Genomic DNA, 26,603 nt, shown 5'->3' with positions numbered 1-26,603 from the left:
GCGGCGCTCAGTCTCCCGGTCCGGTCTCCGTGAGCGGGCGTACCGCGGGTTCGAGCAGGGCCAAGGTCCGCTGTCGCGCGTCGAGGGCGACGCGCGTACCGACGGGCATCGGGAGGTTCGGGCCGGCGTGTCCGAACTCGACGTTGCCCAGCACGGGGATGTCGCGGTCGCCGAGGACGTCGAGGACCAACTCGGGCAGGGGCGGGGACGCGTCGGGCGAGTCGAGTCCGTCGATCGCGTACGGGACGCCCACGACCATGCCGGAGATGCGGTCGAGGACGCCGCTGTGCCGCAGCACCTGCAGATAGCTCCACACATGCGCTGCCTGGGCCCCCATCTCCTCCCAGAACAGCACCGCGCCGTCGAACCGTTCGAGCGGCAGCGCGTAACGCGTCGCCTGCGTCAGCACGAGGCGATTGAGCAGCCCGCCGATCAGGCGTCCCTCGGCGCGACCGGCACGCCAGCACTCCCACGACGGGGTGGCCGGCAGCGCACCGATCGCCTCCGTACCGGTCAGCAGCGTCGAGTAGAGCCGTTCGAGCTCCGCCCGGCGTGCCGCGGGGGCGGTCTGCCAGTGCCCGCCGAGTCCTGGAGTGGCCAGGTCGGTGTGGAAGCCGACCAGCCCCGTGCGCGCGAAGAGCACGAGGTGCAGCAGTGAGATGTCGCTGTGGCCGAGGATCGGCTTGGGGTCGGACCTGATCGCCTCGACGTCGATCAGGTCGAGGTAGCCGAGCGCTGAGCTGCCGCCGTCATGCGCGACGATGGCCCGCACCTCAGGATCCCGCAGAAGTGCGTTGAGTTCCCCGGCGGTCTCCGCCGGTGTCGCCGCACTCCACCAATGGTGCCGCCCCGCTTCGAGGAGCGGTGCCCGACGCACGCGGAACCCCATCCGCTCGAGTACGCCCACCGCCTGCTCGAGGTCGGGCTCGTACCGGGCGTGCAGCGGCCCGGACAGCGACGCGACGACGACGAGGTCTCCGGGCTTCAGGGCACGAGGGCGAAGGAGTTGAGGCAGCGCGGTAGCGGTCACCGCGGCAGTATCCCGACGCCGCCCACGCCGTGCGACACGTTTTCCGTTCACCGGCCCGGCGGATCCAGCCCGCCGGACAGAGCGGCCCCCCACCGGCGGAGAACCGCAGGTGGGGGGCTGGCAGCGGTGGGGGCTGGAAGCGGTGGGGCTACTTCTTCTTGCCCTGGTTCTTGACCGCCTCGATCGCCGCCTTCGCGGCGTCCGGGTCGAGGTAGGTGCCGCCCGGGTTGAGGGGCTTGAACTCGGCGTCGAGCTCGTAGGAGAGCGGGATGCCCGTGGGGATGTTCAGGCCCGCGATGTCCTCGTCGGAGATGCCGTCCAGGTGCTTGACCAGGGCGCGCAGCGAGTTGCCGTGCGCCGCGACCAGGACCGTCCTGCCGGTGAGGAGGTCGGGGACGATGCCGTCGAACCAGTACGGGAGCATGCGGACGACGACGTCCTTCAGGCACTCCGTCTGGGGGCGCAGCTCGGGCGGGAGCGTCGCGTAGCGGGGGTCGGAGAACTGCGAGTACTCCGCGTCGCGGTCGAGCGCCGGCGGCGGGGTGTCGTAGGAGCGACGCCACAGCATGAACTGCTCCTCGCCGAACTCGGCGAGCGTCTGGGCCTTGTCCTTGCCCTGGAGGGCACCGTAGTGGCGCTCGTTCAGGCGCCAGGAGCGGTGGACCGGGATCCAGTGGCGGTCGGCGGACTCCAGGGCGAGCTGCGCGGTGCGGATCGCGCGCTTCTGGAGCGACGTGTGGACCACGTCGGGGAGCAGGCCGGCGTCCTTCAGCAGCTCACCGCCGCGGACCGCCTCCTTCTCGCCCTTCTCGTTGAGGTTGACGTCCACCCAGCCGGTGAACAGGTTCTTCGCGTTCCATTCGCTCTCGCCGTGGCGGAGGAGGATCAGCTTGTACGGTGCGTCGGCCATGCCTCTGAGCGTAATCGAACCCGGGGGCGCACCGCGCGCGCGGGCGCGGGGGTGAGACGCGGGCGGGACGACGTGCCAGTTGACGGCTCCCGTCAATTGGGTGGCGGGCCGGGACCTTGGACTCGTAACGTTCACATGCCTTAGGAGCCACTTACACATACTGACGCATTCCGGGGGATCACCATGCCGTTCACCGCCGTGAGACGCGCGATCAGCGAGAGCGTCTCGGGCCTGCCCCGCGCCTTCTGGTGGCTGTGGACGAGCACCCTGGTCAACCGGCTCGGGGCTTTCGTCGCCACCTTCATGGCCTTGTACCTGACCTTGGAGCGGGGCTACTCGGCGTCGTACGCGGGGCTCGTCGCCGCCCTCCACGGGCTCGGCGGCGTCGTCTCCTCGCTCGGCGCGGGCGTGATGACCGACCGGCTCGGACGGCGGCCCACGCTGCTGATCGCGCAGGCCTCCACGGCCGTGTCCGTGGCGGTGCTCGGCTTCATGGAGCACCCCGTGGCGATCGCGGGCGTCGCCTTCGCCGTCGGCATGGCGAGCAACGCGTCCCGGCCCGCCGTCCAGGCGATGATGGCGGACATCGTGCGCCCCGAGGACCGTGTGCGGGCCTTCTCCCTCAACTACTGGGCCATCAACCTCGGCTTCGCCGTCTCCTCGGCGGGCGCCGGGTTCATCGCCTCGTACAGCTACCGCGCCGGCTTCCTGATCGAGGCCGTCATGACGATGGCCTGCGCGATCGTCGTCTTCGTGAAGCTGCCGGAGTCCCGGCCCGTGCGGACGGCCCTGGAGAAGGCGGCGGAGCCGGCGGTCGGCCTCGGCACCGTCCTGCGGGACGGCCGGTTCATGGGCGTGGTCGGGCTCTCCTTCCTCGTCGCGCTGATCTTCCAGCAGGGTTCGGTGGGGCTGCCGGTCGCCATGGGCGAGGCGGGCTTCACGCCCGCCGACTACGGTGTCGCGATCGCCGTCAACGGCGTGCTGATCGTCGCCCTCCAGATCCCCGTCACCCGGTTCATCGAACACCGGGACCCGCGACGGCTGTTGGTGATCTCCTCGGTCCTCGCCGGGTACGGCTTCGGGCTCACCGCGTTCGCCGGGTCGGTCGGGGTCTTCGCGCTGACGGTGTGCGTGTGGACGCTCGCCGAGATCGTCAACGCGCCGACCCAGACGGGCCTGGTCGTGCGCCTCTCCCCCACCCACGGGCGCGGCCGCTACCAGGGCATGTACACGCTCTCGTGGTCCGTGGCCGCTCTCGTCGCCCCGCTGATGTCCGGCTTCATGATCGACCGGTTCGGGGCGGAGTGGCTCTGGGCGGCGTGCGCGGTGCTCGGGACGGTGGCGGCGCTCGGGTACTGGGGGCTCATGCGGGGGCTCGACGACGCGTCCCCCGAGTTCTCCGCCCAGACGGTCGTGCCGGTCGGGCCCGTCGACCCGGTGGGTCCGGCGGGGCCGGTCGCGGCGGCGGAGGTCGCCGGTGCGGTGGCGGCCGTCGCGACCGTCCCGGCCGCCGCGACCGCCGTGCCCGCCGCGCCCGCCGACGTCAGGTCCGCGGATACCGGCCGTTCGGCAGGTCCCGCTGCGCCTCGTACAGATTCCGTGGGCGCACCGCGTCCATAGTGCCGTAGAGCTCCAGGCGGGCGTGCAGGTCGCCGGTGAAGTCGGGGACGTCGGTCTGGTCGAACTCGCGGACCGTGTTGAGGCCGACCGTCGCGCTGTACGGCGCGAGGCCGTCGATCTTCATCAGGCCGGCGCGTTCGTTGGTGACGCGGATGTTCCAGTGCGTGAAGCGGGCGCCGAAGAGGGGGCCCGCGCTCGCGTCGCCGCCGTGCCTGCCGTCGTTCTCGACCGTGATGTCCGTACGTACGTTGGCGAAGGGCATCCCGCGGTGCGAGTCGAACGTGCCCATCTCCATGCGGCCCCGCGACCAGACGTTGTGGGAGGAGAGGCCCTCGACGTTGATGCCGTGCAGCTGGGTGCCCGCGGGGGCCGGTGCCGTGCGCTTCTCGATCACGAAGTCCTCGACGAGGTTGTCGTGCGAGCCCTCGCGGCAGAAGTACGGGTGGTGGGCGCCGCGGCCCGCCACGCGGGTGCGGCGCAGGGTGCAGGCGGAGGCGGCGACGAGTCCGAAGCCGTTGTCGACGTGGCGTACGACGACGTCGTCGGCCCAGCAGTCGTACGCGCACTGGAAGGTGATCCCGTTGTACCCCTTGTCAAGGAGGTGCGGGGACTGCGGCGTCTCCACGGCCTCCAGCGTCAGGCCCGCCACTCCGGAGCCGGTCAGCGCCGTGACGTGGGTGGTCAGCCGGGGATCCCACTCCGGGCGTACGTCCAGGGGGAGCGGCCGCTCGAAGGTGACCCGGCGCTCGGCGCGGTCGACGGCGGCGATCCGTACGGGCCACTCGTAGGGGACGTACGAGGTGAGCTTCGTCTTGTCGTCCCAGGTGTACGCCTCCGGGCCCGCGCCGCCGCCCGCCATGTGCTCGAGGAGCGTGTGGCCGGGGTCGTCGGCCAGACGCAGGAGCACGAGGTCCCCCTTGCGCAGGCGGGAGATGTCGGCGACGGCCACGGACCAGGAACCACGGTGGGCAGGGCGGACGGTGGTCAGGCTCTCCCAAACGTCGCGCTTGTTGCCGGTCCAGCCCTCGAAGGGCCAGTCCTTCGCCCTGATGGCACCGGTGAGCTCTTCCCAACGCTCCTGCGGACAGAGCCAGATGAGGCCGCCGGCCCAGGACCAGCTGGACTTGTCGCCGCCGTAGCGGGACCCGTAGGGGCCGATCAGCTCGGTGAGGCTCTTCGTCGCGAGGAGGGTGGTGCGGGCGCTGCCCGCGCCGCGGAGGGTGACGTTGTCGTGGGCGATGCGGATGACGTCGTCGACGCGGTAGGTGCCGGGCTGCAGGACCACGGTCCCGCCGCCCCTGCGGCCCGCCTCGGCGAGGGCGCGGTTGATGGCCGGGGCGGAGTCGGAATCGGTGCCGGGGTGGACGCCGTGGTGGCGGGCGTCCATGGAGTGGGGGGAACTGTCGGGGAGGGCGCGTCCTCCCGTACGGAATCCGGCTCGGCCGATGTAGGGGATCTGGGGGTGGGTGCAGGGGTTGGCGATGAACTCCCGCCAGAGGGTGGGGGTTTGGGATGGAGATGGGGCGGGGGCGGGGGTGACGGCGTGGGCGGTGCCGGTGGCGGTCGCGGTGGCCGCCGCCCCGGCTGCGACCGCGGCTATCGCGCCGGTCAGGAGGGTGCGCCTGCTGGGGGCGTGGGGGGTGTGGGGGCCGTGGGGACTGTGGGGGGTGCTGAGCCTGCCGGGGTGCTGGTCCATGGTGCCGCCGCCTTCCATCATCCATCGTCCACAGATGTGAATGGAGTTCATGTTTGCGATGACTTGATGGGCCCGGAGCATGCCATGGCGTCGCGCTGGACGGAAGGGGGTGGGGGTGGGGGTGGGGGCGCCGGGGTGAGCGACCGGGCAAGTCGCCGAGCGGCGGCGGGGGTTGTCGACCCCCGGGCGACCGGGCGGTACGGAGCAAAGCGCCGCGCGGCGAAGGGAGTTGCCGCTCACCGTGCGGTGCGGTGCGGTGCAAACGGGTGGGCCGGTGGGGGGGAACGCCGCGCAGCGGCGGGAAAGCAACCCACCGGACCGCGGCCCGCACTCAACGCCAGCAGGCCACCCCACAGCAGCGGGCCTGCCGCCCACCGCACGGTGCGAGGCAAGGGGCAAGGAGCAAGGAGCATGGGGCGACCGGCCGGGTGGGAGCGGGCGAGCCGTACGTGTGCCCGGCGGGAGGATCCCGCCAAGCCCCCCTCGCCTACGCCCCGGGGCGAGTCAGATGCGTGAACGCATCAAGGTTCCGCGTCGACTCCCCCCGGGAGATCCTCCACTCGTACTCCTTGCGGATCGCCGACGCGAAGCCGAGCTCCAGGAGCGTGTTGAAGGAGTCGTCCGATGCGGAGAGGACCGAGCCGAGGAGGCGGTCCAGTTCGGCGGGGGTGACCGCGGAGAGCGGGAGCTTGCCGGCGAGGTAGATGTCGCCGAGGGAGTCGATCGCGTAACTGACCCCGTAGAGGCGGAGGTTCCGCTCCAGCAGCCAGCGGTGCACCGCCTCGTGGTTCTCGTCGGGGTGCCGGATCACGAACGCGTTCAGGGAGAGGGAGTGGTTGCCGGCCCGCAGCGAGAGGGTCGTGGAGAGTTTCCGGGTGCCCGGGAGCTTCACCACGTACGAGCCGGGCTCGGTGCTCTCCCATGCGAGCCCGGCCTCGTCCAGGGTCCGCTCGATGATCGCCGCGGTCTCCGCCTGATCAGCCATGGTGCGAGCGTACGTGACGCTGAGCCGTGCGGAAGTCGTGCATCGCGGCGGTGTAGACGTCCGCCGTGGCGGACGCCGCCGTGTCCCAGCCGAAGGACTGCGCGTGCCGGGTCGCGGCCTCGCCCATGCTGTCCACAAGGTGGGGACGGTCGGCGAAGTCGCGCAGCACGCGCGCGTAGTGGGCCGGTTCGTGGCCGTCGATCAGGAATCCGGTCACCTCGTCGCGCACGGCGACGGGCAGACCGCCCACCGAGGCCGCGAGGACCGGCGTGCCCGCGGCCTGCGCCTCGATGGCGACCAGGCCGAAGGACTCGCTGTAGGAGGGCATCACCAGGACCGACGCCGCCCTGAACCAGTCCGCGAGCTGCTCCTGGCCGACCGGCGGCTGGAAGCGGACCACGTCCGCGATCCCCAGCCTCGCGGCGAGCTTCTGCAGCCCTTCGGGCTTCGCGAGGCCGCTGCCGCTCGGGCCGCCCACTATGGGGACGACGATGTTCGAGCGCAGCGCCGGGCGCTCGTCCAGCAGGACGGCGACCGCGCGGAGCAGCAGGTCGGGGGCCTTCAGCGGCTGGATGCGGCCCGCGAAGAGCGGCACGAGGGCGTTCTGGGGCAGGCCCAGGCGGTGCCGGGCCGCGGCGCGTCCGTCGGCGGGCCGGAAGCGGTCGAGGTTGACGCCGGGGTGGACGACGGCGACCTTGCCGGGCTCGGCCTCGTAGTGGCGTACGAGCTCGTCGGCCTCTTCGGCGGTGTTGGCGATGAGGCGGTCGGCGGCGCGGACGATCTGCGTCTCGCCGATGACGCGGGCGGCGGGCTCGGGGGTGTCGCCGTCGGCGAGCGCCGCGTTCTTGACCTTCGCCATGGTGTGCATGGCGTGGACGAGGGGGACGCCCCACCGTTCGGCGGCGAGCCAGCCGACGTGGCCGGAGAGCCAGTAGTGGGAGTGGACCAGGTCGTAGTAGCCGGGGCGGTGGCCCGCCCAGGCCTGCATGACGCCGTGCGTGAAGGCGCAGAGCTGGGCCGGCAGCTCTTCCTTGGCGAGTCCTTCGTAGGGACCCGCGTCGACGTGGCGCACCAGGACGCCGGGCGCCAGGTCCACGGCGGGCGGGAGTCCGCCGGTGGTGGCGCGGGTGAAGATCTCGACCTCGACGTTGATCGCGGCGAGGCGCTTGGCGAGCTCGACGATGTAGACGTTCATGCCGCCCGCGTCCCCCGTGCCCGGCTGGTGCAGCGGCGAGGTGTGCACGCTCAGCATGGCCACGCGGCGGGGGCGCCGGTGGGTGCTGGGGATGCCGGGAATCCCGGGGATGCGGAGGCGTGACGGGGCCGCCTGGGAGCGACGCCCGAGCCTGGACACGTACTGGCTCACGTGGCGGTCCTCCTTGCGTACGGGCATGACTACAGGGAGGGCGTACGGTCCTCCGGAGGAGGAACACTGGAAGCGGCTGCTCCATTTCCACCTGAGGGCCACTCTTCCCGTTTTTGCCAAAGCATTACGCTGCGCCTCTCAACTGTTGTCCCCGCATACCCTTCTCCCATGGCCCCACGCACCCCTTCCCGCCCCGTGGGAACGGTGACGCGCGGGACCACGAACCCGAACCGGCTGCGCCGCATGGACCGCTGGATCGCCGCCTCCCACGGCGCCGCGCTGCGCCGCGCCGCGGACCCCGTCGCCGTCGACCTCGGGTACGGCGCCTCCCCCTGGACCGCCGTCGAGCTGCTGCTCCGGCTCCGTACCGCCGCCCCACGCGCGCGCGTGGTCGGCATCGAGATCGATCCGGCCCGGGTCGCGGGCGCCGCGCCCTACGCGCGCGAAGGGCTCTCCTTCCGGCACGGCGGCTTCGAGGTGCCGCTGTCCGGCGCCGACCCCGTCCTGATCCGGGCCGCGAACGTCCTGCGGCAGTACGACGAGGAGCAGGTCGCCGCCGTCTGGGAGCGGCTGTGCGCCCGGCTCGCTCCCGGCGGACTGCTCGTCGAGGGCACCTGCGACGAGATCGGGCGGCGGCACGTGTGGGTCGCGCTCGGGCCCGAGGGGCCGCGCACGGTGACCTTCGCGACGCGGCTCGGCTCCCTGGAGCAACCCTCCGACCTCGCCGAACGCCTCCCGAAGGCGCTGATCCACCGGAACGTGCCCGGCGAGCCCGTGCACGCGTTCCTGCGGGACTTCGACCGGGCCTGGGCGGCCGCGGCGCCCTACGCCTCGTACGGGGCGCGGCAGCGGTGGATCAGGGCGGTGCGGGACCTGGCCGCCGACTGGCCGGTGCTCGACGGGACTTCGCGGTGGCGACAGGGGGAAGTGACCGTGAGGTGGGCGGCCTTGGCGCCTCGGGCGGACTGAAGCGGCGCCGCGGAGGGGCGGGGAGCGCGTCGGGGCCCGGCCGTCGGCGGTGCGAACACCCGGGTGTCGTACGAGGGTTGCGCCCGGCCCTTCGGCACAGTCCGGCGCCCCGCCCGCAATCGTGCCGCGGTGACCTGCGGGGAACGATCTCCGCGTGCTGTTCGTCACATGGGGCGAGTGGGGGGATCCAAGTGGCTGACGGGCTCTGTCGAATCGGGCTCCGGCATGGCACCATCCCGATGGCGACCAAAAGTTACTGACGGTAAATCAGCTTTGGGGGTGGCGGAGCGTGACTGGCAAGCGATACTCGACGGCGACGGCCGTGGCGCTGATCTGCGCGGCGACGGTGCTGGCGGCACCGGGGACGGCCTTTGCGAGCCCGGCGAGTGCTCCCGCCGACCCGACGCCCCGGACGGACAAGTCCCTCGAAGAGATCCGCAAGGAGATCGACGAGCTCTACCACGACGCGGGCGTGGCCACGGACGCGTACAACGCGGCCGAGGAGAAGGCCGACAAGCAGTCCGAGCAGATCGTGAAGCTGGCCAAGGACATCGCCGAGGGCCAGGCGAAGGTCAAGAAGCTGAAGGCCCGCGCGGGCGCCGCGGCCCGCGCGCAGTACCGCGGCGGCGGCATGCCGAGGGAGGCCCAGCTGATGCTCAGCGACAGCCCGGGCCAGTTCCTGGACGGTGCCGGGCGCATGCGGCAGGGCGAGAAGGCCACCAAGGGCATGCTGACCGAGCTGGAGCGGACGCAGGACGACCTGCGGGTCTACGCCAAGGACGCCACCGCCCGCTGGAAGAAGCTGGAAGCCAACCGCAAGGCGAAGGCCGCGTCGAAGAAGAAGATAAAGAAGAAGATCGCGGACGCCGAGAAGATCGAGTCGACGCTGGAGAAGGAGGAGCGGGAGCGGCTGCGCAAGATGGAGGAGGCCGCCGCCCGCAAGAAGCAGTCGGCGTGGGTGAGTTCCGGCGTCCTGAAGGACGTCGGCGGCGACGCGTCGGCCCGTGGCAAGAAGGCCATCGCGTTCGCCACCGCCCAGATCGGCAAGCCGTACGTGTGGGGTGCCGAGGGCCCGGGTTCGTACGACTGCTCGGGGCTCACCTCGAAGGCCTGGAGTGCGGCGGGGCGCGGCATTCCGCGCACCTCGCAGGAGCAGTGGAAGCAGCTGCCGCGCGTCGACATCAAGAACATGCGCCCCGGCGACCTGATCATCTACCACGCGGACGCGAGCCACGTCGGCATGTACCTGGGCGACGGCGCCATCGTGCACGCGCCGCGTCCGGGCCGGGACGTGACCATCGCGGGCGCGGGGTCGATGCAGATCCTCGGGGTCGTACGCCCCGACAAGTAGTCCGCGCGGCGGCCCGGACGGCAGCCGGCACCCGATGTGCGTCGGGTGCCGGGCATCCGGTGTGACCCAGCGCACCCCGGGCCGCCCCGCTCAACCCTCCCGGCGTGATGTTCGTCATCCCTGGCGGGACCGTGCCGTGCCCAATTGCGTTCCTGGATGCGGCATATGACGGTGGCTGTTTGCCGCGCGCCATTCCAATGGAGGCGCGGCTACCGCTAGGGTCCCCGTCGGTGCCGCGTCGACCTGCGCGGCACCATGCCCTCGGGGGGAGGGAAGGAACCAAGCGATGCCCGTACCCATACCGCGGCAGAGAGCGATCCCGGCCGCGGAAGGCGGTCAGGCTCATGCGGCGCCCCCGTACGACACGGCGGCGCCCACCCACGACGCCGGGGCCCCCGCCCACGACCCGGCGGCCTCCGACCGTCCCACAACCGACAAGGGCAACGGCTCGGGCCCTGGCTCCGGACTCACCCTGCTGGTGATCGAGGACGACCCGGCGGGCTCGCTGACCGTTCCCGAGCTGCTCGACTCCGCGGGCAAGCCCATCCGCATCCGCACCGCCCGCAACCTCACCGAGGCCGAGCGGCTGCTCACGGACGACGTCCACTGCATCCTGCTCGACCTGGCCCTGACCGTCCCGGGCTCCGCGACCTCGTCGAACGGGAACGCGCGCTCCGCCCATGCGGACGAGGGCAAGGGCGAGCGCGAGGACGAGCTCGCCGCGCTCCACCACGTGCTGCGGCTCGCGCCCCGGCACGCCGTCCTCGCGCTCACCGCGAACGACGACTCCGAGCGCGGCGCCGAGGCCGTGCGCGTCGGCGCGCAGGACTATCTCTTCCGGGACGAGCTGGACGGGCGCCTGCTCAGCCGCGCCATCCGGTACGCGGTGGAGCGCAAGCGCGCCGACGCCGCCCAGCGCCAGCTGACCGAGTCCCGGCTGCACGCCCAGGAGAACGCCCGCCTGGAGCGCGGGCTGCTGCCGACGCCGCTCCTGGAGGGCTCACCGCTGCGCTTCGCGGCCCGCTACCGGCCGGGACGCTCCCGCGCGCTGCTCGGCGGCGACTTCTACGACACCGTGCGCACCCCCGACGGCTCCGTCCACGTCATGATCGGCGACGTCTGCGGTCACGGACCCGACGAGGCGGCGCTCGGCGTGGAGCTGCGGATCGCCTGGCGCGCCCTGACCTTCGCGGGGCTGTGCGGCGACGAACTGCTCTCCACGCTCCAGAAGGTCCTGGAGCACGAGCGCGCGGACGACGAGATCTTCGCGACGCTCTGCACGGTCGACATCGCCCCGGACGGCCGCCGGGCCGGCCTCTGCCTCGCCGGGCACCCGTCGCCGCTGATCGCCCGCGAGGGGCGGCTCGCCGAGCTGCTCCCGTACGAGGACGGGGGCCCCGCCCTCGGTCTCCTGCCGCGCGCCCGCTGGCCGCGCCGGCAGGTCGAGCTGGGCGGCGCGTGGAGCCTGATGCTCTACACGGACGGCCTGATCGAGGGCCGCATCGGCCGGGGCAACCAGCGCCTGGGGCAGGACGGCATGGTGGACATGGTCCGCCGCCAGCTCGCCACGGGACTGCGGGGCGACGAACTGCTCGAGGCCGCCGTGAACGAGGCGCGCGACCTCAACGGCGGGGATCTGACGGACGACGTGGCGGTCCTGCTCCTGGACCGGACACCGGGCGCGAGGTGAGTCCGGGCCGGGCGCGAGGTGAGTCCAGCGAGGTGAGTCCGCGGACAGGAACGCCCGGCGCACGCTGAGCGTGGCCGGGCGACTGCGGGGGCGTCCGGGGAGCGGGGTGACCGCTACCGGCCGCCGTTGTACGGGCCGTACGGGCCGTCGCTGCTGGAGCCGCCGCGGCGGCCACCGCCGCCACCGGTGATCTGCCGGAGCGCGGGGCGCACGTCGACCATGTACACGATCGTGGCGACGAGGCCGATGATCGGCAGGAACGACAGGATCGGGAAGAGCAGGTTCACCACGAAGGCGATGCCGAGAATGATCAGCCAGAACGGCTTGGTCTTCTTGTCCGTCGCGCGGTAGGCGTCCTCGCGCCGGACGGCGGCGTCGATGAGCGCGAATCCGCTGAAGACGATCAGGGCCAGCGACAGCAGCCACATGAAGTTCGCGAACCCTTGCATCAGCACAACGTCCACCACCAGTCTCGGCTCATCGATTACCCGGCCACGGTACCCGCTACCCCGTCAACGGAGCGGACACGCCGGGAGTGCCCGCCCCGTGCACACGACGGAATCGTCCCGGAACCCCGGAACCCCGGAACTCCGGAACCCCGGACCACCGGGGCCCGGGGCCCGGGATCACTTCGCGGGCGGCGTGGTCTTCTTCGCCGTCGTCTTGCGGGCCGGGGCCTTCTTCGCGACCGGCTTCTTCGCCGGGGCGGCGGCCACGCCCTTGGGCTCGGCGGTCGCCCCGGTGTCCTTGGCCACGATGGTGTCCTGGGAGGCGGTGGCGGCGACGCTCTTGGCGCCCTGGCCCTCGCCCGCCGTCGGCTCGGCGTCGGGCTCGACCGTCTCGGCGAACTCGAGGATCTCCTCGGCTGCCTCGCCGCGCCAGGACTTCACGGCCTGCTCGCCGTGCTCGGCGACCTCGTCGTACTTCTCGCGCGCCTTGACCGCGAACTCGGCGGCCACGCCGACGCTCCGCAGCGCGAAGTCCTGAGCGGTCTCGCCCAGCTTCTTCAGGTCGGTGTCGAGCGTGCCGAGCACCTCGGTGACCTTGGCCTGGAGGGACTCCTGCGCCTCCTTGGCGCGGGCGGTGGCCTTGTCCTGGACGGCCTTGGGGTCGGTGTTGCGCACCGCGTCGATGCGGGACGGCGCCTCGGCGATCAGCTGCTCGACGAGGCCGGGCACCTTCTTCGCCTGCTGGAGGGCGAGGTCCGCGGACCCGGCGACGAAGTACGCGGGGGTGGGGTTGCTGAGGGTCTTGCGCAGGTCATCGGTGATGGCCATGACGATGGTCCTCCCGGAATCGCGTGGTCTCGGTCAGCTCGGCCGGCCGGATGCGGCCTCGTGGGCTGCGTTCGGCCCGGTCAGTTCGAGGGTGGTTGCTTCGGTTTCTTCTTCTGCTTCGCTTGCTTCGGGTCGGCAGCACTGCGCCCGGCCGTGCGGGGGCCTTCGGCGACGGTGTCCTGGTCCTGCTCCGTGTCCTGAACCTGCTCCGCGAACGGCTCCCGGCCGTCGTACGAATCCTGCTCCGCGTACGACGAGGTCTCGAAGCCGTTCTCCTTGCGGAACGACTCGTAGATCTGCAGGAGCACCTGCTTCTGGCGCTCGTTGATGGAGGGGTCGGCGAGGAGGACGGCACGCGTCTCCAGCTCGTCCCGCTCCTTCTCGTCGAGGATCCCGGCCCGTACGTACAGCGTCTCGGCGGAGATCCGCAGGGCCTTGGCGACCTGCTGCAGGACCTCGGCGCTCGGCTTGCGCAGGCCGCGCTCGATCTGGCTCAGATACGGATTGGACACCCCGGCGGCGTCGGCGAGCTGCCGCAGCGACAGCTGCGCGTTGCGCCGCTGGTCGCGCAGATACTCACCGAGATTGCCGACGTTGAGTGATGCCATGCGTCGATGGTGCAGCACCCTTGCTAACTTTTGCAAGCGCCTGCTTGCAAAAGTGCGCCACGCCACGTCGGGCGGGCCGGGGCGGGGGCGGCGGTGCCTCGGGGTGCGGGCACCGCCGCCGGGGGGAGTTGCTCAGCCGGTCTGGTTCTCGGTCTGGGAGTCGGTTTGGTTTTCGGTCTGGGTTTCGGTCTGGTCAGTTGCCTGGTTGTCGGCCTGTTCGGTGGCGTGCCGGGGCAGGCAGAACAGCAGGGTCCACATCAGGGCGAGGAGGCCGCCGACCCACCACAGCACGGTGACGAACGCGTCGCGGTTGAGTCCGGCCTCGGGCGAGCCGTCGGTGGCGGCGAAGAACACGAGGGCGGTCAGCGCGGTGCCCAGCGCGATGCCCAGGTGCATGGCGGTGTTGAAGAGGCCCGAGGCGGCCCCGGCGTCCTCGTGCGGGACTCCGGCCAGCGACATGTCGGCGAGCGGGCCGCCGACCATGCCGAGGCCGAAGCCGATCAGTACGACCGGAGCGGTCATCGCCACGAGGGTCAGGTCCCCCTGGACCGCGTCGGCCTGAAGTCCGTGGGCGGCCATCGCGGCGAGCGCGATGAGAGCTCCGGCCTGGGGCAGCCTGCGGGCGAAGCGCCCGCCGCTCTTCGCCGCGACCGTCGCACCGGCCAGCTCCCCCACCGAGAGCAGCACGAAGGCCAGCGCCGCGTGGAAGGGGCTCATGCCGAGGCCTCGCTGGAGGTAGAGGGTCCAGGTCATGAAGAACAGCCCGCACAGCAGGCCGAGCGTCAGTTGCGCGGACACTCCGCCGGAGAACGGCCGCCTCTGGAAGAGGGACAGGGGCACAAGGGGCGCTGACAGTGCTCCGGCGGACTGCTTGCGGTTCACGGACTGCTTGCGGTTCACCAGCTGCTTGCGGTGCACGGACTGCTTGCGGTGCACCGGCTGCTTGCGGTTCTGGTGGCGCAGGAAGACACCGAGGACGACGAAGCCGGCGACGAGCAGGGCGAAGCACCACAGCGGCCAGTGGTGGAGATGTCCCTCGGTGAGCGGGAAGACGATCAGGACGACGGCCAGTGCGGACAACAGCATGCCGGTGAGATCGAGCCGGTCGGCCTTCTTGACGGTCGACTCGGGGACGAACCGGCGTCCCAGGACGATCACGGCGAGGCCGACGGGCACGTTGACCAGGAAGACCGGCCGCCAGGACAGCCCGAACAGGTCGGCCTCGGTGAGCAGGCCGCCCATCACCGGGCCCAGGACGTTGGCGAGCGAGAGGACCGCCCCGTACAGGCCGAACGCCTTGCTGCGGTTCCGGCCCTCGAAGGTGACATGGAGGGTGGCCAGGACCTGCGGGATCATCAGCGCGACTCCCACGCCCTGGAGCGCCCGGGCGGCGATCAGCACGCCCGGGCCGGTGGCGAGGCCGCACAGCAGTGAGGCCGTCGTGAACACGGCGGTGCCGATGAGGAGGATCCTGCGCCGGCCGTGGAGGTCGCCGAGACGTCCGCCGGTGATCAGCCCGACGGCGACGGGCAGTGAGTAGCCGGTCGTCAGCCACTGCACCGCGGCCGGTCCCGCGCCGGTCGACTCCTGGATCGCGGGCAGCGCGGTCAGCACGACCGACTGGTCGAGGATGTCCATGAGCTCGGCGACCAGCACCACCAAGAGAGCGATCCGGGCCGCCATGGCCATCTTCGGGTGGTGGGGTGCTGGGGGACGGGGTGCCGAGTGGTGTGGAGGCTCGGTGATGTGCTGCGGCTCGGTGGTGTGCTGCGGCTCGTTGCCGAGCGCGGAGGAAGACACGACGGGAAACTCCTGATCCAAAGGGATCGGGGAGCCCTGCCGGCAGCCACACCGGGGGCCGGGAACCAACACGGCCGGAAAACACGAAACCCGGGGGCAGACGGCAGAGCTGCACCCGGGAAGGAAAACTGCGGGGAGCGGTGACGCAACTCAGGCCAGCGCGACGTCCGCCCCCGGACACGTGCGACAAGACAGCACGCGGGGAACACGGACGACTACATGGCCTGGTTGATAGGACGTCACCTCAAGATCTACGCAGAAGGAACAGGAAGTCTGTCGTTGTCGCCGTCGCCGATGTCTCCGGCGCAGCAAGCAGCTTGTTCACGGTACGACATGGCCGGGTCTTGCCGCACACGAGTTTTTGCCGCACACGAGTCAGTGCGTACGCCCCTGAGGGGGGGTCGTCAGCGGCGCGTCCAGATCTTGCCGCCGGTGTCCTCGTCGTAGCCCTCGCAGCAGACGCTCACGGTCACGGCCCCGGACGTGCCGGGGAGGACGGCGAGGGCGAGGCAGAGCCAGTGCGCGTGAGCGCCCCGTGGCCGGTGAAGTCGTGGCGGTGCAGGGCGGCGTAGCGGGTGAAGGGGGCCAGGCCCCGCTCCACGGGGAGTCGCCGGGCCGTCGCCGCCAGGGGCAGTCGATCGGTCGCGTCGGCGGCGTAGCCGGCCCGGTAGTCGAAGCCCCACGCGGCGGCGGTGTCGCGGCCGACGGCGAAGCGGACGGCGGCGACACCGTGAGCTGCGGCGACGCGGTAGCACAGGGCACACGGCTCTCCCGTCGCCAGCAGGGTGGCCCCCCGCGGAGCGGAACGGCCACGGGCCCGGACGGCCCCCCGCAGGGCGACGATCTCCGCGTGGGCGGTGGGGTCGCCGGTCTCGTGGACGAGGTTCACGCCGGGGTCGGAGACCCACCCGTCGTCTCCGACGAGCAGTCCGACGAAGGGGACCCCGCCGGACTCGACCCGGCGGACGCAGATCTCCACGGCGTGGGCCATGAGAGCCGTGTGGTCCGTGAGATCTGTGTGGTCCGTGAGGGCCAGGATGTCTGTGAGGTCCGTGAGCCGGTTTCTGTCCCCGGTCATGCGATCGTCTCCGCGGCCAAGGCGGTCGCGCCCGCGGCCAAGGCGGTCGCGTCCACGGCCAAGGCGGGCGCGTCCACCGACACACGCGCCGCCGCATCACGCAGTGCCCGGCGGATCGCGCCTTCGGTGGCGACGCCTTCGATGCGCCGGGTGCCGATGACGATCGTGGGTACGACGGTGATCTTCATCCGGGCCGACTCGGCCAGCGCCTGCCGGTGCCGCTCGGCGTACTTCCGCTCGTCGAGGGCCGCCGCGTGGGCGACCGGGTCCAGTCCGGCCTCCTCGGCCAGGCGGGCCAGGACCGCGCGGTCCCCGATGTCGAGGTCCTCGCGGAAGAACGCGGTCATCACGCGCCGGTGATAGGCGTGCGCCCGCCCTTGCTCCGCGGCGTACTGGGCGCCCCGGAACGCCAACTCGGTGCGGGGCTGCGGCGATACGGTCGGCAACCGCATCGGCACCTGGTGGTGGCGTGCCATCGGGTACACGGCGCGCTCCCAGATGTCGGGCAGGTACGGGTCCTCCGGCCGCAGCGTGGGCGTCGGCCGGGGGCGCAACTCGTGCGCGTGGTGGACGACTTCGACGTCGGGCCGGTCGGCGGTCACGCGCTCGACGATCTCGTCGGCGATCAGGCAGAACGGGCAGACGTAGTCCGACCACAGATGGATCTGAGCGGTCACGGCGACCTCCGGTTCCCGAGGCACCCCCGGTGGGTGCGACACCCGGATCGTGTAACTTCACGCCGGTGTCAACTGCAAGGAACGGCAGTTGACGCGGAGCCGGAAGGGCTTGAAGAGGTCGAAGGTTCAGGAGGTCTCATGCGCATCGGTGAGCTGGCGGCAGCCAGCGGCGTCAGCACCCGGTCCCTGCGGTACTACGAGGCGCACGGGCTCATCCGCTCCGAGCGCACCCCCGGCGGGTGGCGCGACTTCGACAGTTCCATGGTCGAGCGGGTCGTCATGATCCAGCACCTGTTCGCCGCCGGCCTGGGCAGCACCACCATCGACGAAGTACTCCCCTGCATGGAGGCCCCGCCGGAGGAGCGCAACGGCGTCATGGAGCAGCTGTTCGCCGAGCAGGCCGAGCGCCTCGAGGCCAAGCGGCGTGACATCGACCGCGAACTCGACACCCTGCAGGCGCTCCGCGTCGAGACGGCCCTGCCCGGCGAGGCCCCCGAGGTCCACCGCAGCTGACCGACCGTCCGCGCCCCGGCGGGCGGGCGACCACTGACGACCGCACACCGAACGGGTCCGGAATCAAACCGCACACCGAACGGGTCCGGAATCGAGAAGCGCCCGCCCTCCGGCGCCGCTAGCGTGGCCCCACAGACCGTTACGCCCGATGACAGCGGCACCGCCCTTCACGCCGACTCCCCCGCACAGCCCACGTGGCGTGCCGGACCTCGATGCGCGGCCGCCCGAGGTGGACCGCCGGCCGGTCCGAGGCCCGACAGATGGAGACCACGATGAGCCAGGCCAGGAAGACACCGAGGACCGGGCAGACGCCCCCGTCGGACCCGCCGGCGGCCGCCGCGCACGCCGCCGACACCCACGACCTGATCCGCGTGCACGGCGCCCGGGAGAACAACCTCAAGGACGTCAGCATCGAGATCCCCAAGCGCCGTCTCACGGTGTTCACGGGCGTCTCCGGCTCGGGCAAGAGCTCGCTGGTGTTCGACACGATCGCCGCCGAGTCGCAGCGGCTGATCAACGAGACGTACAGCGCCTTCGTGCAGGGCTTCATGCCGACACAGGCGCGGCCGGAAGTCGACGTACTCGACGGGCTGACCACCGCGATCACCGTCGGCCAGCAGCGGATGGGCGGCGACCCCCGCTCCACCGTCGGCACCGCCACCGACGCCAACGCGATGCTCCGCATCCTCTTCAGCCGGCTCGGCAAGCCGCACATCGGGCCGCCCGGCGCGTACTCCTTCAACACCGCGTCCGTCCGCGCGAGCGGCTCGATCACCGTCGAGCGGGGCGACAAGACCCACGCACAGAAGGCGACCTTCCAGCGCACCGGCGGGATGTGCACGCGCTGCGAGGGCCGGGGCACGGTCTCCGACATCGACCTGACGCAGCTCTACGACGACTCCAAGTCGCTCGCCGAGGGCGCGTTCACCATCCCCGGCTGGAAGTCGGACAGCCAGTGGACCGTGCAGGTCTACGCCCAGTCCGGCTTCGTCGACCCGGACAAGCCGATCCGCAGGTACACGAAGAAGGAGCTGCAGGCCTTCCTGTACGGCGAGGCGGTGAAGGTGAAGGTCAACGGCGTCAACCTCACCTACGAAGGGCTGATCCCCAAGATCCAGAAGTCGTTCCTGTCCAAGGACAAGGAGTCGATGCAGCCCCACATCCGGGCCTTCGTGGAGCGGGCGGTCACCTTCACCACCTGTCCCGAGTGCGACGGCACCCGGCTCACCGACGCCGTCAGGTCCTCGAAGATCAAGCGGAAGAGCATCGCCGACGCCTGCGCGATGGAGATCAGGGACCTGGCCGAATGGGTCCGCGGCCTCGGCGGCGACGCCGGACCCTCGACGGCGGGCGCCTCGACAGGCTCCTCCGACGGTACGTACGAGTCCGTCGCGCCCCTGCTCGACGCGTTGCAGCAGACCCTCGACTCGTTCGTGGAGATCGGGCTCGGCTACCTCGCGCTCGACCGCCCCGCGGCCACCCTGTCGGGCGGCGAGGCACAGCGCGTGAAGATGATCCGCCACCTCGGCTCCTCCCTCACCGACGTCACGTACGTCTTCGACGAGCCCACCATCGGCCTGCACCCGCACGACATCCGGCGGATGAACGACCTGCTGCTGCGCCTGCGGGACAAGGGCAACACCGTGCTCGTCGTGGAGCACAAGCCGGAGACGATCGCGATCGCCGACCACGTCGTCGACCTCGGCCCCGGCGCGGGCACCGGCGGCGGCACCGTCTGCTTCGAGGGGACCGTCGAGGGCCTGCGCACGTCCGACACCGTCACCGGCAGGCACTTCGACGACCGGTCCGCGCTGAAGAAGGGCGTGCGCGAGCCCACCGGCGCCCTGAAGATCCGCGGCGCGGACGCGCACAACCTGCGCGGGGTCGACGTCGACGTCCCGCTCGGGGTGCTCACCGTCGTCACCGGCGTCGCGGGCTCCGGCAAGAGCTCGCTGGTGCACAAGTCGATCCCCGCCGACGAGGGCGTGGTGGCGGTCGACCAGACGCCGATCCGCGGCTCGCGGCGCAGCAACCCCGCGACGTACACCGGTCTCCTCGACCCGATCCGCAAGGCGTTCGCCAAGGCCAACGGCGTGAAGCCCGCGCTGTTCAGCGCCAACTCCGAGGGCGCCTGCCCGACCTGCAACGGCGCGGGCGTCATCTACACCGACCTCGGCATGATGGCGGGCGTCGCCAGCCCCTGCGAGGACTGCGAGGGCAGGCGGTACCAGGCGTCGGTCCTGGAATATCACCTGGGCGGCCGTGACATCAGCGAGGTCCTCGCGATGTCCGTGGCGCAGGCCGAGGAGTTCTTCGGCGCGGGCGAGGCGCACACGCCCGCCGCCCACCGGATCCTGCGGCGCCTCGCCGACGTCGGGCTGGGCTACGTCAGCCTGGGCCAGCCGCTCACGACGCTGTCCGGCGGCGAGCGCCAGCGGCTCAAGCTCGCCACGCACATGGCGGAGAAGGGCGGGGTCTACGTCCTCGACGAGCCGACCACCGGCCTCCACCTCGCCGACGTCGAGCAGCTGCTCGGCCTGCTCGACCGGCTCGTCGACTCCGGCAAGTCGGTGATCGTCATCGAGCACCACCAGGCGGTCATGGCGCACGCCGACTGGATCATCGACCTCGGTCCCGGCGCGGGCCACGACGGCGGAAAGATCGTCTTCGAGGGCACGCCCGCCGACCTGGTCGCCGCCCGCTCCACGCTCACGGCGGAGCACCTCGCGGAGTACGTGGGGGCCTGAGGGTGGCCTCCCGGGCTGGCCCGGGCCTCCACCGGCACGGTCGGACACGGTCCGGCACGGTCCGGCACGGTCCGGCACGGTCCGGCGCGACAGGCGAACCCCGCCGCCCGTGCCTAGCGTGGACGGCATGAACATCGAACTCGCACAGTGCTTCATCGCCGTCGACGACCACGAGAAGGCGCTCGCCTTCTACCGCGACGTACTCGGCTTCGAGGTGCGCGACGACGTCGGCTACCAGGACATGCGCTGGGTGACCATCGGGTCGCCCACGCAGCCGGACGTCGCGATCGTCCTCGAACCGCCGCTCGCGGACCCGAACGCCCCCGAGGCCGACCGGCGTACGGTCACCGAGCTGATGACCAAGGGCATGCTGCGCGGCGTCAACTTCCGCACCGACGACTGCGACGCGACCTTCGAGCGGATCCGCTCCGGCGGCGGCGAGGTGCTCCAGGAGCCGACGGACCAGCCCTACGGCGTCCGCGACTGCGCCTTTCGCGACCCGGCGGGCAACATGGTCCGCTTCGCCGAACCGCGCACGAAGTAGCGGCCGGCCGACGCGGGGAGCGGCCCGCAGGCCGGTCTACGCCGTCGGCCGCGCTGTCCCCGCCCGCCCCGCGAGTACGGCGACCAGGACGCTCGGCACCAGGAGGAGGCCGAACGCCGCGCCGTAGCCCGCCGCGTCCGTCGGGCTCACCGCGAGGAACGCGGTGAACAGGGCGGAGGCGAGGGCCATGACCGTGACCTGGCCGAGGTTCTGGGTGGTCTGCATCGCGCTGCCCGCGTACCCCGTGCGGTCCGGCGGGCTGTGCGAGAGCGAGAGCAGGGTGAGGGAGGGAGCGACCAGGCCCATGCCGACGGCGGCCACCAGCATCGCCGACGCGGCCGTCAGCACCGGCATTCCGGGGAGCGTCCCGAGGGCGGCGAGCGCGACCGCCGCCGCCAGGACCAGCGCGCCCACGACGACGAGGCGGTGGCGGGGCCCGCGGTCCAGGACATGGCCCTGTACCCAGGAGGCGCCGGCCCAGGCCACCGCGGCGCCCGTGAACGTCAGGCCCGTCACCAGCGGCGCCACGTGCCGTTCGGTCACGAGGTACAGCGGCACGAAGGCCTCCAGCGTGAAGAACGCCCCGGACGACAGGCCGCGCAGCAGCACCGAGGCGGGCAGGCCCCGCGCCGCACGCCAGGTGCCGGACGGCAGCAGCCGGGACGCGAAGGCGCCGAGCAGCGCGAACCCGGCGACCCCGCAGAGCAGGTGCAGCAGGTCCCAGTCGGACACGGCGTACTGCGCGAGGGCCGCGCCCACGCTCACCGCCGCCGCCACGAGGAGCGGGGGGCGCCGGGGCGTGTCCTCGGACCCGTCGGGAGACGTGGTGTGCGCGTCGGTCGGCGCGGAGCGGTCGGGCCGCCCCCGCAGCAGCACCACCACGGCGAGCGCGGGCAGGACCGTCACGGCCGCGAGGCCGTAGAACACCGCGCGCCAGGACCACCAGTCGGCGACCAGGCCCGCGAGCGGGGGCCCGGTGAGGGACGGCACGATCCAGCAGGTACTCATCAGGGACAGGGCGCGCGGCCGCAGCCGCTCGGGGTAGGTCTGGGCGACGGCGCTGTTGACGGCGACGGCGATCATTCCGGCGGCCAGGCCGTCCAGGAAGCGTCCTGCCGCGAGCTGCCAGACCGTCGTACTGGTGGCGGAGATCAGCAGGGTGGCCACGGCCAGCGCCACGCCCGCGGCCAGCGGCCCGCGTGCCCCCGCGCGGTCCGCCCAGTCGCCGCCGAGCACCCCGCCCAGCAGGCTCGCGGCGACGAAACAGCCGGCCACCAGCGGGTAGAGCGCCACCCCGTCCAGGTCGCGCGCGGCGAGGGGCAGGGTCGGCACGACGGCGAGCGCGGCGAATCCGGTCAGGAACATCACGGCGGCGATGCTGCCGGTGGCCGCGAGGTACCGCGAGCTCCACAACCCCCCGTCGTCCGGCTCGACTTGAGCACCGGACCGTACCCGCACCTTCGGATGATCAGTCACGAGCGCACAAGCTAGGCGCGGTGTCCGACCGACCGCCACCCGTTTTCGACGGCCGCGCCGGTCTCCTCGCCGAGGGCCGGGTAGTCCGTGTAGCCGGTCGCCCCGCCCACGTACATCAGGCCCGTGTCCCGGGGGGAGTTGACCGGCGCGCCGACGCGGATCCGCTCGACCAGGTCCGGGTTGGCGAGGAAGGCGCGGCCCAGCGAGACCAGGTCCGCCCCTGCTTCGAGCAACCGCTCACCGGCGTACCGTCCACCGTCGGCGGGCAGCGGGCCGCCCCGGCCGAGGGCCGGGTTGGCGATCAGCGTGCCCGGCCGGTTCGCGCGGATCAGTGGCGGTGGCGGTGGTCATGGCGTGCGTGCTCCCCTGGCCGGCTCGGCGACTGGCTGGCTGGCTGGCTGGCTGATGCGGTGCGCCGGGCTGCTGCCCCGCACCGCTCTGCCTGACAGGGATGACTCTGCGCCGCGCCGCTTCGGGAGCGCTGACGGTGCCACCGCGCGAAGGGGTTCGCTCAGGCGGCCGGGCGGCTGAAGAAGGCGCGCCGGTAGTCGCCGGGTGACACCCCGACCTGCTTGAGGAAGTGGTGGCGGAGGTTGTTCGCCGTGCCGAGGCCGCTCAGTTCGCCCACCTTCTCGACGGGCAGGTCCGTGCTCTCCAGGAGGCTCTGGGCCCGGGCGACGCGCTGGTTCAGGAGCCACTGGAGCGGTGTCGTGCCGGTGGCGGCCTGGAGGCGGCGGTAGAACGTGCGCGGGCTCATCGCCGCGCGGCGCGCCAGCTCGTCGACGGTCAGCGGCCGGTCCAGGCGCGCGCGGGCCCAGTCCAGTACGGGTCCGAGTCCCGCGTCGTCCGTCTCGGGCACGGACAGGTCGATGAACTGGGCCTGGCCGCCCGGGCGGTGGGCGGGCACCACCATGCGGCGGGCCAGCTGGTTGGCGACGTGCGCGCCCAGGTCGCGGCGGACCAGGTGCAGGCAGAGGTCGAGTCCCGCGGTCAGCCCCGCACTGGTCAGGACGTCGCCGTCGTCCACGTACAGGACGGAGTCGTCGACGGTCACCTTCGGGTGACGGGCGGCCAGTTGGGCGGTGTGCATCCAGTGGGCGGTGGCCCTGCGGCCGTCGAGGAGGCCCGCCTCGGCGAGCGCGAAGGCGCCCGTGCACAGCGACACCATCCGGGCGCCCGCCGCGTGGGCCCGGCGCAGCGCGTCGGTGAGACCCGGCGCCAACGGCTCGCCCCGCTCCACGCACGCGTCCGGCACCGAGGTCACGACGACGGTGTCGGCGCCGGCCAGCCCTTCGAGGCCGTACGGGGTGCGCAGCGAGAGGCCGAAGTCGCCCCCGGTGCCGTGCCGTTCCCCCGTCGCGCACACCCGTAGGTCGTACCAGTCGTCGGACAGGTCGGGCTGCGGCTTTCCGAACACCGTGAAGGGGATGCTCACTTCGTACAGATCCCAGGAGGGGATCCCGATCTCATCGGCCACGACGACCGCGACGGAACCAGCGCTCATGCCCCGAGCGTACGAGGGCGAGGGTGCCCCTCGACGGCTGGCAGGAATTTGGTGATCACCGTCACCCCTGCAACTGTCGGGCGGCGCCGGGCCCTGCGAGCGTGATCCGCATGACCGCAGAGAACAACATCACGAACGCCGAAGACACCGCCGCGAACACAGGGACCCCCGAGAACACAGCGAACCCCGAGAACACAGGGAACCCCACGCACCCCGAGAACACCGCGAACACCGCGAACACCGCGAACACAGGGACCTCCGCAAACCCCGGGAGCCCCGCCCCCGTCACCGTCCTGGGCCTCGGCCTCATGGGATCCGCCCTCGCCGCCGCCCTCCTGGAGCGCGGCCACCCCACCACCGTCTGGAACCGCTCCCCGGAGAAGGCCGCTCCGCTGGCCGGCCGCGGCGCGCGCGTGGCCGCGACACCGGAGGAGGCCGTCGCCGCCGGTGACCTCGTGCTCGCCTGCGTACTGGACCACGACGCGCTGCACACCGTCCTTGACCGGCCGGCCGCGGCGGGCGGCCTCGAAGGAAAGTCCCTGGTCAACCTCACCTCCGGATCTCCGGAGCAGGCGGACGCCATGGCCGCGTGGGCCGCTTCGCACGGCGCCGGGTATCTCGACGGCGGCATCATGACCACCCCGCCGGGCGTCGGAAGCCCCGAGATGATGTTCCTGTACAGCGGCGCGGAGGCGGTCTTCGCGGCCCACCGTCCCACCCTCGCCGCACTCGGCGACCCGGTCCACCTCGGCCCGGAGCCGGGTCTCGCCTCGCTGTACGACTCCGCCCTGCTGGGCCTGATGTGGGCGACGTTCACGGGCTGGCTGCACGGCACCGCCCTGGTGACCTCCGAGGGGACGTCGGCCACGGCGTTCACCCGGGTCGCGCTGCGCTGGCTGGGCGGCGCGGTCGCCGGCTTCCTGACGACGTACGCGCCGCAGGTGGACCGGGGCGGCTACCCGGGCCCCGGCGAGCCCGTCGACGCCACCGTCGACATTCAGATCGCCACGATCGACCACCTCCTGCACGCGGCGGAGCTCCGCGGCATCGACAACTCCCTTCCGCGGCTGCTGAAGTCGACGATGGAGCGGGCGGCCGGGGCGGGCCACGGCGGCGACAGCTACGCGAGCGTGATCGAGGTGCTGAGGAACCCGGACGCGCGCCCGCACCACGGATAGCCGGCACAGCGCCCCCGGATCCACCGTTTCCCCACTGCGCCGCCCCCGGAGCGGACAGGATGGATCGAACAGTTCGTCCGTCGGCACCGGGGGGAGCCAGCCGTGAACCGTCCGCTGCGCCACATAGCCGTCTTCTGCGGCATCCTCACACTCGCCCTGCTGCTGCGGGCGACCTGGGTGCAGTTCGCGGAGAACGACAAGCTGGCGAACCACGCGAAGAACCGCCGCGTGCAGATCGAGGCCTTCTCCCACCCCCGCGGCGACATCATCGTCGGCGGCAAGTCCATCACGGACTCGAAGACGACCCACGGCACCGACTTCAAGTACAAGCGGGTCTTCAAGCAGGGCCCGATGTACGCGCCGATCACGGGCTACTTCTCGCAGGCGCAGGGCGCCACCTTCCTGGAGGGCGTCCACAACGGCATCCTCAGCGGCAACGACGACCGGCTCTTCATCAAGCGCACCCTGGACATGCTGACCGGCAAGCCGCAGCAGGGCGGCGACGTCGTGACGACGATCGACCCCAAGGCGCAGAAGGCGGCCTACGAAGGCCTGGTGAACCTCGACGCCAAGGGGGCGGTGGTCGCGCTCGACCCCCGCACCGGCAAGGTGCTCGCCCTGGCCAGCACGCCCTCGTACGACCCCTCGGTCTTCGCGGGCATCTCGGAGGCGGAGAGCGCCAGGTTCAAGGCGCTCGACAAGCGTAAGGACAGTCCGCTGAGCAACCGCGCGCTGCGCGAGATCTACCCGCCGGGCTCCACCTTCAAGATCCTCACCGCGGCGGCCGCCCTGGAGCACGGTGTGGTGACGGACATCGACGAGCCGACGGGCGCCGAGACCCCGTACAAGCTCCCCCTCAGCTCGACCCGCATCGGCAACGACGTGCCCGACGCCAACTGCGACAAGGTGTCGATGAAGACCGGCATGCAGTGGTCCTGCAACAACGTCTTCCTCGACCTCGCGCTCAAGGTCGGCAAGGACAGGATGCGGGAGACGGCGGAGAAGTTCGGCTTCAACGAACAGCAGTTCATCCCCGTGCGCGCGGTGGCCGGCAGCTACCCCGAGAAGCTCGACAAGCCGCAGACCGCGCTGACCGGCATGGGCCAGGGCAGCGTGTCCAGCACGCCGCTGCAGATGGCGATGGTCACGGCGGGCCTCGCCAACGACGGCAGGGTCATGAAGCCGTACCTGGTCGAGGAGTTGCGCGGCCCGGACCTCTCGACGATCGAGAAGGGCGAGCCGCACGAGCTCGACCGCGCCGTCTCGGAGAAGACCGCGAAGACGGTGCAGGAGATGATGGAGAACACCGTCGAGAACGGCACGGCGAACAAGGCGCGCATCGACGGCGTCACGGTCGGCGGCAAGACCGGCACGGCCCAGCACGGCGCCGACGTCAACGACGAGCGGCCGTACGCCTGGTTCGTCTCCTACGCCAAGAACGACGACGGCGAGTCGCCGGTCGCGGTGGCCGTCTTCGTCGACCCGTCCAAGATGAGCATCCCGCGCTCGGAGATCGCGGGCGGCAAACTGGGGGCGCCGATCGCGAAGGCGGTCATGGAGGCGGTCCTGGAGCGCTGAGGCGAC

At 71.9% G+C, this 26,603-nt stretch carries 22 protein-coding genes and 1 pseudogene; 9 read left to right on the top strand and 14 right to left on the bottom strand.

What is annotated here, in order from left to right; all coding sequences use genetic code 11:
- Positions 1 to 7 precede the first annotated feature (7 nt).
- Together ACZ592_RS18200 and ACZ592_RS18195 are read right to left on the bottom strand one after the other, a co-directional pair.
- Positions 8 to 1,030 carry a S66 peptidase family protein gene (locus ACZ592_RS18200; RefSeq protein WP_471582572.1) on the bottom strand — a complete coding sequence of 341 codons (1,023 nt, stop codon included), beginning with the start codon at positions 1,028 to 1,030 and terminating at the stop codon, positions 8 to 10.
- Positions 1,031 to 1,178: 148 nt separating this feature from the next.
- Positions 1,179 to 1,940: a phosphoglyceromutase gene (locus ACZ592_RS18195; protein ID WP_471582571.1), complete on the bottom strand. Its 762-nt coding sequence runs from the start codon at positions 1,938 to 1,940 to the stop codon at positions 1,179 to 1,181.
- A gap of 183 nt (positions 1,941 to 2,123) precedes the next feature.
- On the opposite strand from ACZ592_RS18195, the gene ACZ592_RS18190 reads away from it, so the two are divergent.
- Positions 2,124 to 3,560, top strand: coding sequence for an MDR family MFS transporter (locus ACZ592_RS18190; protein WP_471582570.1), 1,437 nt, complete (start codon positions 2,124 to 2,126; stop codon positions 3,558 to 3,560).
- Here ACZ592_RS18190 and ACZ592_RS18185 read toward each other — a convergent pair.
- From ACZ592_RS18185 to mshA, 3 genes are all read right to left on the bottom strand, one after another.
- Positions 3,484 to 5,307: a glycosyl hydrolase family 28-related protein gene (locus ACZ592_RS18185; protein WP_471582569.1), complete on the bottom strand. Its 1,824-nt coding sequence runs from the start codon at positions 5,305 to 5,307 to the stop codon at positions 3,484 to 3,486. The two genes, ACZ592_RS18190 and ACZ592_RS18185, sit on opposite strands and share 77 nt — an antisense overlap.
- A 436-nt stretch (positions 5,308 to 5,743) precedes the next feature.
- Positions 5,744 to 6,241: a type III secretion system chaperone family protein gene (locus tag ACZ592_RS18180; RefSeq protein ID WP_471582568.1), complete on the bottom strand. Its 498-nt coding sequence runs from the start codon at positions 6,239 to 6,241 to the stop codon at positions 5,744 to 5,746.
- On the bottom strand, positions 6,234 to 7,607 hold the full coding sequence (mshA, locus tag ACZ592_RS18175) for a D-inositol-3-phosphate glycosyltransferase (protein ID WP_471582997.1): 1,374 nt from the start codon (positions 7,605 to 7,607) through the stop codon (positions 6,234 to 6,236). The genes ACZ592_RS18180 and mshA overlap by 8 nt, the downstream gene beginning before the upstream one ends.
- Positions 7,608 to 7,775: 168 nt before the next feature.
- Here mshA and ACZ592_RS18170 point away from each other — a divergent pair, with 168 nt between their 5' ends.
- The 3 genes from ACZ592_RS18170 to ACZ592_RS18160 all read left to right on the top strand — a co-directional run bounded on the left by ACZ592_RS18170 (position 7,776) and on the right by ACZ592_RS18160 (position 11,617).
- Positions 7,776 to 8,576 (top strand): class I SAM-dependent methyltransferase, encoded by an 801-nt coding sequence (locus ACZ592_RS18170; RefSeq protein ID WP_471582567.1) that lies wholly within the window; start codon positions 7,776 to 7,778, stop codon positions 8,574 to 8,576.
- A gap of 289 nt (positions 8,577 to 8,865) precedes the next feature.
- Positions 8,866 to 9,927, top strand: coding sequence for a C40 family peptidase (locus ACZ592_RS18165; protein ID WP_471582566.1), 1,062 nt, complete (start codon positions 8,866 to 8,868; stop codon positions 9,925 to 9,927).
- A 286-nt stretch (positions 9,928 to 10,213) separates the two neighbouring features.
- A complete protein-coding gene (locus tag ACZ592_RS18160) occupies positions 10,214 to 11,617 on the top strand; it encodes a PP2C family protein-serine/threonine phosphatase (protein WP_471582565.1) in 1,404 nt (467 codons plus the stop codon).
- Between the two features lie 113 nt (positions 11,618 to 11,730).
- Here ACZ592_RS18160 and ACZ592_RS18155 read toward each other — a convergent pair whose 3' ends face one another.
- From ACZ592_RS18155 to ACZ592_RS18130, 6 genes are all read right to left on the bottom strand, one after another.
- Positions 11,731 to 12,066, bottom strand: coding sequence for a DUF2516 family protein (locus tag ACZ592_RS18155; RefSeq protein WP_471582564.1), 336 nt, complete (start codon positions 12,064 to 12,066; stop codon positions 11,731 to 11,733).
- Positions 12,067 to 12,243: 177 nt separating this feature from the next.
- Positions 12,244 to 12,894, bottom strand: coding sequence for a hypothetical protein (locus tag ACZ592_RS18150; protein ID WP_471582563.1), 651 nt, complete (start codon positions 12,892 to 12,894; stop codon positions 12,244 to 12,246).
- Between the two features lie 80 nt (positions 12,895 to 12,974).
- Positions 12,975 to 13,502 carry a helix-turn-helix domain-containing protein gene (locus ACZ592_RS18145; RefSeq protein WP_471582562.1) on the bottom strand — a complete coding sequence of 176 codons (528 nt, stop codon included), beginning with the start codon at positions 13,500 to 13,502 and terminating at the stop codon, positions 12,975 to 12,977.
- 132 nt (positions 13,503 to 13,634) lie between these two features.
- A complete protein-coding gene (locus ACZ592_RS18140; RefSeq protein WP_471582561.1) occupies positions 13,635 to 15,302 on the bottom strand; it encodes an MFS transporter in 1,668 nt (555 codons plus the stop codon).
- 469 nt (positions 15,303 to 15,771) lie between these two features.
- The gene (locus ACZ592_RS18135; RefSeq protein WP_471582560.1) at positions 15,772 to 16,380 is read right to left on the bottom strand and encodes a deaminase; all 609 of its coding nucleotides are present in this window, start codon (positions 16,378 to 16,380) and stop codon (positions 15,772 to 15,774) included.
- The gene (locus ACZ592_RS18130; RefSeq protein ID WP_471582559.1) at positions 16,377 to 17,057 is read right to left on the bottom strand and encodes a DsbA family oxidoreductase; all 681 of its coding nucleotides are present in this window, start codon (positions 17,055 to 17,057) and stop codon (positions 16,377 to 16,379) included. The genes ACZ592_RS18135 and ACZ592_RS18130 overlap by 4 nt, the downstream gene beginning before the upstream one ends.
- A gap of 138 nt (positions 17,058 to 17,195) precedes the next feature.
- Here ACZ592_RS18130 and ACZ592_RS18125 point away from each other — a divergent pair, with 138 nt between their 5' ends.
- The 3 genes from ACZ592_RS18125 (at position 17,196) to ACZ592_RS18115 (ending at position 20,861) form a co-directional block, all read left to right on the top strand.
- Positions 17,196 to 17,570, top strand: a complete 375-nt coding sequence (locus tag ACZ592_RS18125; RefSeq protein WP_471582558.1) for a MerR family transcriptional regulator — start codon at positions 17,196 to 17,198, stop codon at positions 17,568 to 17,570.
- A 272-nt stretch (positions 17,571 to 17,842) separates the two neighbouring features.
- A complete protein-coding gene (locus ACZ592_RS18120) occupies positions 17,843 to 20,317 on the top strand; it encodes an ATP-binding cassette domain-containing protein (RefSeq protein ID WP_471582557.1) in 2,475 nt (824 codons plus the stop codon).
- Positions 20,318 to 20,444: 127 nt separating this feature from the next.
- Positions 20,445 to 20,861, top strand: a complete 417-nt coding sequence (locus tag ACZ592_RS18115; RefSeq protein ID WP_471582556.1) for a VOC family protein — start codon at positions 20,445 to 20,447, stop codon at positions 20,859 to 20,861.
- A gap of 36 nt (positions 20,862 to 20,897) precedes the next feature.
- Here ACZ592_RS18115 and ACZ592_RS18110 read toward each other — a convergent pair whose 3' ends face one another.
- From ACZ592_RS18110 to ACZ592_RS18100, 3 genes and pseudogenes are all read right to left on the bottom strand, one after another.
- A complete protein-coding gene (locus ACZ592_RS18110; protein WP_471582555.1) occupies positions 20,898 to 22,337 on the bottom strand; it encodes an MFS transporter in 1,440 nt (479 codons plus the stop codon).
- Between the two features lie 11 nt (positions 22,338 to 22,348).
- A pseudogene (locus ACZ592_RS18105) lies at positions 22,349 to 22,666 on the bottom strand (alkene reductase); the annotation flags it as partial.
- Between the two features lie 182 nt (positions 22,667 to 22,848).
- A complete protein-coding gene (locus tag ACZ592_RS18100; RefSeq protein ID WP_471582554.1) occupies positions 22,849 to 23,841 on the bottom strand; it encodes a helix-turn-helix domain-containing protein in 993 nt (330 codons plus the stop codon).
- A 110-nt stretch (positions 23,842 to 23,951) separates the two neighbouring features.
- Here ACZ592_RS18100 and ACZ592_RS18095 point away from each other — a divergent pair, with 110 nt between their 5' ends.
- Positions 23,952 to 25,019 (top strand): NAD(P)-dependent oxidoreductase, encoded by a 1,068-nt coding sequence (locus ACZ592_RS18095; RefSeq protein ID WP_471582553.1) that lies wholly within the window; start codon positions 23,952 to 23,954, stop codon positions 25,017 to 25,019.
- Positions 25,020 to 25,121: 102 nt separating this feature from the next.
- Positions 25,122 to 26,597 (top strand): peptidoglycan D,D-transpeptidase FtsI family protein, encoded by a 1,476-nt coding sequence (locus ACZ592_RS18090; RefSeq protein WP_471582552.1) that lies wholly within the window; start codon positions 25,122 to 25,124, stop codon positions 26,595 to 26,597.
- Positions 26,598 to 26,603: the final 6 nt, after the last annotated feature.

It is taken from the genome of Streptomyces sp. NPDC040622, assembly GCF_055593965.1.
The sequence above is the reverse complement of the archived record's forward strand: the minus strand, read 5'-3'. Positions and strand labels throughout refer to the sequence as shown.